This window comes from Actinoplanes palleronii, from assembly GCF_016862315.1.
Classification (GTDB): domain Bacteria; phylum Actinomycetota; class Actinomycetes; order Mycobacteriales; family Micromonosporaceae; genus Actinoplanes; species Actinoplanes palleronii.
Map to the genome: position 1 here is coordinate 67,758 of NZ_BOMS01000060.1, position 7,018 is coordinate 74,775.

General features: G+C 73.0%; 4 protein-coding genes. 3 read left to right on the forward strand and 1 reads right to left on the reverse strand.

Features of this window, described 5'->3' with window-relative positions; genetic code table 11:
• The first annotated feature begins 31 nt into the window (after window positions 1-31).
• Window positions 32-1,441 (forward strand): diguanylate cyclase domain-containing protein, encoded by a 1,410-nt coding sequence (locus Apa02nite_RS22575; protein ID WP_239164484.1) that lies wholly within the window; start codon window positions 32-34, stop codon window positions 1,439-1,441.
• A gap of 71 nt (window positions 1,442-1,512) precedes the next feature.
• Here the strand turns inward: Apa02nite_RS22575 and Apa02nite_RS22580 are convergent, their stop codons facing one another.
• Window positions 1,513-4,233 (reverse strand): tetratricopeptide repeat protein, encoded by a 2,721-nt coding sequence (locus Apa02nite_RS22580; RefSeq protein WP_203826749.1) that lies wholly within the window; start codon window positions 4,231-4,233, stop codon window positions 1,513-1,515.
• A 168-nt stretch (window positions 4,234-4,401) separates the two neighbouring features.
• On the opposite strand from Apa02nite_RS22580, the gene Apa02nite_RS22585 reads away from it, so the two are divergent.
• Both Apa02nite_RS22585 and Apa02nite_RS22590 read left to right on the forward strand, forming a co-directional pair.
• Window positions 4,402-5,106 (forward strand): response regulator transcription factor, encoded by a 705-nt coding sequence (locus Apa02nite_RS22585; protein ID WP_203826750.1) that lies wholly within the window; start codon window positions 4,402-4,404, stop codon window positions 5,104-5,106.
• Window positions 5,103-6,911 carry a sensor histidine kinase gene (locus Apa02nite_RS22590; protein WP_203826751.1) on the forward strand — a complete coding sequence of 603 codons (1,809 nt, stop codon included), beginning with the start codon at window positions 5,103-5,105 and terminating at the stop codon, window positions 6,909-6,911. Before Apa02nite_RS22585 ends, Apa02nite_RS22590 begins: the two co-directional genes overlap by 4 nt.
• The last annotated feature ends 107 nt before the right edge of the window (window positions 6,912-7,018 follow it).

Below are 7,018 nucleotides of genomic sequence, written 5' to 3' on the forward strand. Positions count from 1 at the left end.
GGTGTGCCGGAAGGAATCACCCGTGTCCAAGATGTCGACCGGCAGCGTCCCGGACAGCGCCGCCACGACACACGCACCGGCCAAGCCACACCGGAGAGGGCCGCTCGCGTGGTTCAAACACCCCAAACGGGCCTTCGCCGACCTTCGGATCAGCACCAAGATTGCGAGCGTCGCCCTCGTCGTGGCCTCGGTGTTCGCCGCGGTGGGCGTCACCGGCCTCGTCAGCATCAGGGATCTCGCCGCACAGCAGGACTACCAGTACCGGACGAACGTGCTCGCCCTGTCGCACATGACCGACGCCCGTTCGGCTGTCGGCACCCAGCTCGAGGTCGTCGTCTCCCACATCCTGTCCGAACCCGGGTTCTACCGTAACCAGTACGAGATGAAGATCGTGACGACGGACCAGCGGCTCGACACCGATCTCGTCGAGCTGCACAAGTTGAGCTTGGCACGCACCGAAGCACGGGCCCTGGACGCGTTCGAGTCGCTGCTGAAGCTGTGGCGCACCGCCCGCGACGGCGCGCTCGCCGCCAGCCGGAGCGGCGATCGGCAGAAGGCGACGGCGATGCTTCTCGTGGAGTCCGAGGCGGTGGCCCGATCGGTGAAGACCCGCGCCGACGCGGTCCTCGGTCAGCTCGTCGAGTCGGTTGCCACGGGCGCTCGCGACTCGCTGTCCAGCAGTCGTGACACCGAGCGTCTGATGCTGTTGTCGCTGGTCGCCGGCGCCGTCGTCGCGATCACGTTGTCGGTTCTCGCCGCGCGGACACTGTCCCGGCCCCTGCGCGAGGCCGTCGAGGTGCTCACCGCGGTGGGCCGGGGCGACTTCAGTCAGCGGCTCACCGTGCGGGGCAACGACGAGGTCGGGCAGCTGGGCCTGGAGTTGAACAGAACCCTGGTGACGTTGCGCGACGCGTTCGCCGGATTGAAACATCAGGCGTACCACGACAACCTCACCGGGCTCGCCAACCGTGCCCTGCTCCGGGAACTGCTGACCGACGCGTTCACCCGGGCCGGGCCCGGCACCCATCTGGCCCTGCTCCTGCTCGACCTGGACGGCTTCAAACAGGTCAACGACGTGCATGGCCACGGGGTCGGTGACCAGCTGCTGATCGCCGTCGCCGACCGGCTGCGCAGTGGCCTGCAGGGTCCGGACGACACCGCGGCCCGGCTCGGCGGCGACGAGTTCGCGGTGCTGCTGGACGGGTTCGACCGTCCCGCCAACGCGTACGAGGTGGCGGACCGGTTGCTCACGAGCATCTCTGAGCCACTCGTGTTGCCAGGAGTCGAGTTGAGGCCCAGAGCCAGCATCGGCATCGTCCTGTGGCGCGGTCATGCCGACATCGATACGTTGATACGCGATGCCGACCTGGCGATGTACGAGGCGAAAGCACAGGGCAAGCACACAGTTGTCCGGTTCGAGCAGATGAAGGCGATGTCATGAACCTCCGCGCAGCGGCGGCGACCCGGCGAACGGCCGGTAGGCGCTACCCGACCGGGGTCTGCCGTCCACTCTCATGATCCTTGGATGACCCCGTGCACGTGCAGGGACCACTCCAGGTCCGGGCCGTAGGTCTCCGGGTCCTGGGCCACCAGCCGGCGCCGCAGCGTCAGGGACTCCTCGATCGCGGCCAGGGCCGGATCGCGTTCGCCGAGCACCACGTGCCGCACGGCCAGATCGGTCAGCGCGGTGGCCAGGCCGGGCTGGAACGCGTCCGGGCGCAACGCCGCGAGCTGCCGGCGGATCGTCACCGACTCGGCGGCCGCCGACCGGCTCTCGTCGTCCAGGTCGAGGCTGCCCAGGTTGATGCCGAGGATGCTCAGCGCCGCGGCCAGGTCGGCCCGGAACTCGTCCGGGCGCTGCGCGGCCAGCCGCCGGTAGAGCAGGACCGCCTCCTCGATCGCGGCGAGGGCCTGCGGATACCGCTCGAGAGTGCCCAGGCTCAGCGCGAGCTGGCGCAGCGCCTTGGCCAGCGCCGGCTGGAACGTGTCCGGCTGCTCGCCGGCCAGCTGCCGGTAGAGCGCGATCGCCTCCTCGTTCGCGGCCAGGCTCGGCTCCAGCTGGTCGAGCACACCGAGCCGGACCGACAGGTTGCTCAACGACCGAGCAAGATCACTTTCGTACGTCTCGGGCTGCTCCCCGGCCAGCCGCCCGTGCACCATCACGGCTTCCTCGATCGCGGCCAGGGCCGGCTCGTTGCTGCCCAGGTCACCGAGGCGCACCGACAGGTTGGTCAGCGCGGTGGCCAGCTCCGGCGCGCGCCCGGCGATGCGGTGCTGATCGGCGATCCGCTGGGTGATCTCGACGGCCCACCGGGCCAGCTCGTCACCGCGGCGCGGCAGCGCGTTGCCGATCCGGGCCAGGCGTTCCACCGTGACGTCCGGGTCGGCGCTGATCCGGCGCAGTGCGGTGACCAGCGGCCCGGGCGCGGCCACACTCGTCGCCACCTCGACGGCCGGCTGGGTGAGCAGGCCGGCGTGCCGGACGCAGAGCGTGGTCAGCGGGACGCTCAGCCGGTCGGTGAGGTCCGGTTGCTGCGCGGCGCGGGCGAACCCGGTCAGCATCCGCCGGCGCTCGCCCGCCGAGACCACCGGGACCAGCGGTGTGACCAGGCCGGGGAACGCGGCCAGGCGCTGCCCGGCGAAGCGCTCGGCGAACGGGTCCGGCCGCAGCCCGCCCCACGGCCGGCCGGCGCCGCCCGGGTACAGGTCGGACAGCCAGCCGCGGACCGCGTCGCGCGGGTGACCGGACAGCGCGGCGATCCCGCTCAGCAGCCGGTCGGCCTGGTCGGTGTCGACCGGTCCGAACAGCAGCGCCACGGCCAGCACGTCCTGCAGCACCGGCTCGTCGAGGGTCAGGCCGTGCCAGGCCGCGGTGAACGACCAGTAGCGCCGTTCGTGGGCCAGCACCCGGTCGGCCGCGGTCTTGCCGGTCGCCGCCGGGCCGGGCCAGAGCGCGTCGAGCAGGTCGGCGAGCGCCGCGGTCTGCACGGCCAGGGCCTGCCCGCCCACGTCGCGGGGCTCGCCGGTGAGCCGGGCCGCGGCGGCGCGCCAGTCGTGGGTGGCGTAGCCGGGCACCCGGGGCAGCGCGGCGGCCAGGTCGTGCACCGCCTGCCGGTACGCCTCGATCCGGCCGGGGGCGTCGTCGTCCAGCTCCGGCAGCGCCACCACCGACGCACCGTCGAGCAGCTGCTCACCGAGCCGGTCGGTCTGCAGCAGCTGCCACCAGTCACCGGCGGTCCGGGCCAGCAGCAGCACCCGCAGCGGCTGCCGGCCGTCGTGCCGGGCGCACGCCTCCAGCAGGGTGCGGACCTGTTCCGGGCGGTTCTCCGCGCCGTCCACCACGATCAGCAGCGGCACCGTGACGTCGGCGACCGCGGCGACCGTCACGGCCGGGGCGGTCTCGTCGAGCCAGAGCGTCGCCCAGCCGTCCGCGGTCCGTTCCGCGGTCAGCTCGTACCCGATCCGGCTCTTGCCCTGCCCGGCCGGGCCGTGCAGCAGCCGCGCGGCGAACCCGGCGCCGCCGCACCAGTCGTCCAGCTCGTCCATCAGCCGGTGCCGGCCGCGGAAACCGGCCACCTGGGCGCCGGCGCGCAGCAACGCGGTCGGCGAGCGCAGCTGATCCGGTTCGGTCAGCTGGGCGTCGGCCAGCTCGACCGGGCGCAGCCCCGGCACGGCCCTGCCGGCCGCGTCCAGGAAGCCCGGCGCCCGGCACAGCACGCCGGCCGGGACCAGCTCGAGGTAGCCGTCCCCGATGCCGGCGACCACGCCGACCAGCAGGTCGCGGCAGAACACCGCGGCGCCCGGCAGCGCGGCGCCCGGCGGGACGGCCAGCGCCGGCACGAACCTCTCGCCGGCCACGCCCGCGTCGATCGTCCCGGTGACCTGCCACGTCTCCAGGTAGGGCTCGGGGTTCCAGCCCGGGAACCCGCCGGCCACGCCGGGCAGGGCCGGCCGGTCGGTGGCCACCCGCCCGAACGCCGGATCCGGCAGGTCCACCGCGGTCCAGGCCGGATCGTCGACGCGGACCAGCGCGGCGTCGTCCGGCGCCCCCGGCGTCCCGCGCCAGGTGACCACCCCGGTGAACGGCCGGCCGGACACGGCCGGATAGATCGTCACCTCGCGGCCGGCCGCCGGCGTGGCCCGGGCCGAGGTCAGCACCAGCCGTCCGGCGATCAGATATCCGGAGCCGCGCCGTCCGGACGCCTCCACACCCACCACACGTGCGGCCTGCATGTCGTCAGTGCTCCCGACGCTCTACACCCAGTTCGATCTTCACCCGGCCACTTTTCCATGCCGGAGCCGCCCGCTATACCCACCTGACGGACGATTGCGTCCGGGCGCAGGACCAGCGGCTTCATCGGAATCGCACATTGTTTGATGCGGTGGACCGGCTGCGCCAGAATGCGAACCGTGACTGCCCGCATTCTCGTTGCCGACGACGATCCGAAGCACGCCCAGCTGATCCGCCTCTACCTGGAGCGCGACGGCCATCAGGTGCTCACCGTCGGTGACGGCCGGGCGGCGCTGGAGCAGACCCGGGCGCGCCGGCCCGACCTGCTGGTGCTGGACGTGATGATGCCCGAGGTGGACGGCCTCGACGTGTGCCGGATCCTGCGCGCCGACCCCGACCCGGGCCTGTCCGGGGTGGCGATCCTGCTCGTCACCGCACGGTCCGCGGAGAGCGACATGCTGCTGGGCCTGGACATCGGCGCCGACGACTACCTGAGCAAGCCGGTCAGCCCGCGCGAGCTGACCGCCCGGATCCGGGCGCTGCTGCGCCGGGTCCGCGGCGGCGAGAACCGCGAGGTGCTGCGGGTCGGCGCCCTGGAGGTGGACGCGCCGCGCTTCGAGGTGCGCGTCGACGGCACCGCGGTGCGGCTGACCGCCAAGGAGTTCGCGATCCTGGAGCTGCTGGCCCGCGAACCCGGCCGGGTCTTCACCCGCGGCCAGATCATCGACAAGACGTTCGGGTTCGAGAACGACGTCTCCGAGCGGACCGTCGACGCGCACGTGGTCAACCTGCGCCGCAAGATCGAGGCGAATCCGGCCGAGCCGCGCTACGTGCAGACCGTGTACGGCCGCGGCTACCGGATGGGCGACCGGTGAGCTTCCGGCTGCGGATCTTCCTGCTGGTGATGGTGGTGGCCGGCACCGCGATCGGCGCGACCGCCTGGCTGACGCTCAGCCTCACCTCCAGCGAGGTGTACCGGCTCAACACCGCCCGGGTGCGGCACCAGGCCGAGATCGTCGAGGCGATCTCCCGATTCGGGGTGACCCGCGGCCGGTGGAACGGCATCGACGAGGTCGTCGCCGACCTGTCCGAGCGCACCGACCTGCACATCCGGGTGGAGACCGACGCCGAGACGCTGACCGATTCGGATCTGATGCGCGGGCACGCCATCGGTCCGATGCAGACCAGCCCGACCGGGATCGATCCGTACCCGGCGATCGACCCGGCCATCTTCACCCAGGCCTCGGCGCTGGCCTCCGGCGCGAGGAAGCAGCCGGCCGATCCACCGTCGCTGGAGACCGTGCGCAAGAACGCCAAGGGCGTGCCGGAGATCAGCATCGTGGTGCCGCCGCGGCCGGCACTGCCGGCGAGCCTGTTCGCCACGACACCGGGGAGGTCCGGGATGGCCGGGCCGGAGGCGCAGACGCTGTTCCAGCTCGCCCAGTACCGGGCGGGCCTGGTCGCGGTGCGCTGCGCCGCCGACAAACGGCAGATCGACGCGCCCGCGCTCGCGTCGACGACCTCGCCCTACCTGAGCGCCGCGCAACTGGCGGCGGCACCGGACTGTGTGCGGGCCGGTGAGACGAAGGTGCGCGCCGACAAGGAGTGGCTGAACCAGTGGTGGCAGGAGCTGTCCCGGTGCCGGTTCTACTCGATGACGACGTACGCCGAATGCCTGCCGTCGTCGTTCCAGTCGGCGACGTCGAGCACGGCGGCGGTCCCGGTGCGGATCTTCTTCGGCGCCGGGCAGCGGCAGGACCTCGACGGGCTGCGCCGGCCCGCCGCGTTCGGCGCGGCCGGGCTGCTGGTCGCGGCCGTGCTCGGCACCGCGTGGATCGCCCGCCGGATCAGCCGCCCGGTCCGCGCGCTGACCGGCGCGTCGCTGCAGCTGGCCGCCGGGCAGCTGGACGTGCGGGTGCCCACCCGCGGCCGGGACGAGCTGGCGTTCCTGTCCGCGTCGTTCAACGCGATGGCCGAGGCGGTGCAGAGCAGTGAGGAACGCCAGCGGCGGCTGGTCGCCGACGTCGCCCACGAACTGCGCACCCCGCTGTCCAACCTGCGCGGCTACCTCGAGGGCCTGGCCGACGGGGTGATCGAACCGACGCCGGAGCTGTTCGCCTCGCTGCACGAGGAGACCCTGCTGCAGCGCCGGATCCTCGACGACCTGCAGGTGCTCGCGCTGGCCGAGAACGGCGACCTGGCCTACACCACCGAGCCGCTGGACCTGTCCGAGGTGGCCGGGTCGGCGGTCACCGCGCACCGGGCGGTCGCCGTGGCGGCCGGGCTGGACCTGCGCATCGACGCGCCCGGTGCGGTCCCGGTGCGCGCCGACCCGGACCGGCTGCGGCAGGTGCTCGGCAACCTGCTCAGCAACGCGATCCGCTACACCGACGCCGGCGGGCGGGTGGAGGTCGGCGTCCACCGTGACGAGCTCAACGCGATCCTGACCGTCCGCGACACCGGGGTGGGGATGACCGCGGACGAGGTGTCCCGGGTGTTCGACCGGTTCTGGCGCGCCGACCCGGCCCGGCAGCGGGCCACCGGCGGCTCCGGCCTGGGCCTGACCATCACCCGCCGGATCGTCGACGACCACGGCGGCCGGATCTCCGCCACCAGCGAACCGGGCCTCGGCACCACGTTCACGGTCCGCTTCCCGGCAGAGTTCACCTTCGGCAAATAACCCCTATGGGGTACGAACTGCCACGCCCGTCCGCAGCCACGTCCCGTGCCGGTCCCGCGCGACATCCGCCCCACCCGAGACCCGTGCCGCGCCCCCGGTGTGGGGAC

What these genes read in the sequence shown, in the direction of transcription:
- Apa02nite_RS22575 (WP_239164484.1), top strand. Translation starts at nt 32, where the DNA reads ATGTCGACCGGCAGCGTCCCGGACAGCGCCGCCACGACACACGCACCG.
- Apa02nite_RS22580 (WP_203826749.1), bottom strand. Translation starts at nt 4,233, where the DNA reads ATGCAGGCCGCACGTGTGGTGGGTGTGGAGGCGTCCGGACGGCGCGGC.
- Apa02nite_RS22585 (WP_203826750.1), top strand. Translation starts at nt 4,402, where the DNA reads ATGCGAACCGTGACTGCCCGCATTCTCGTTGCCGACGACGATCCGAAG.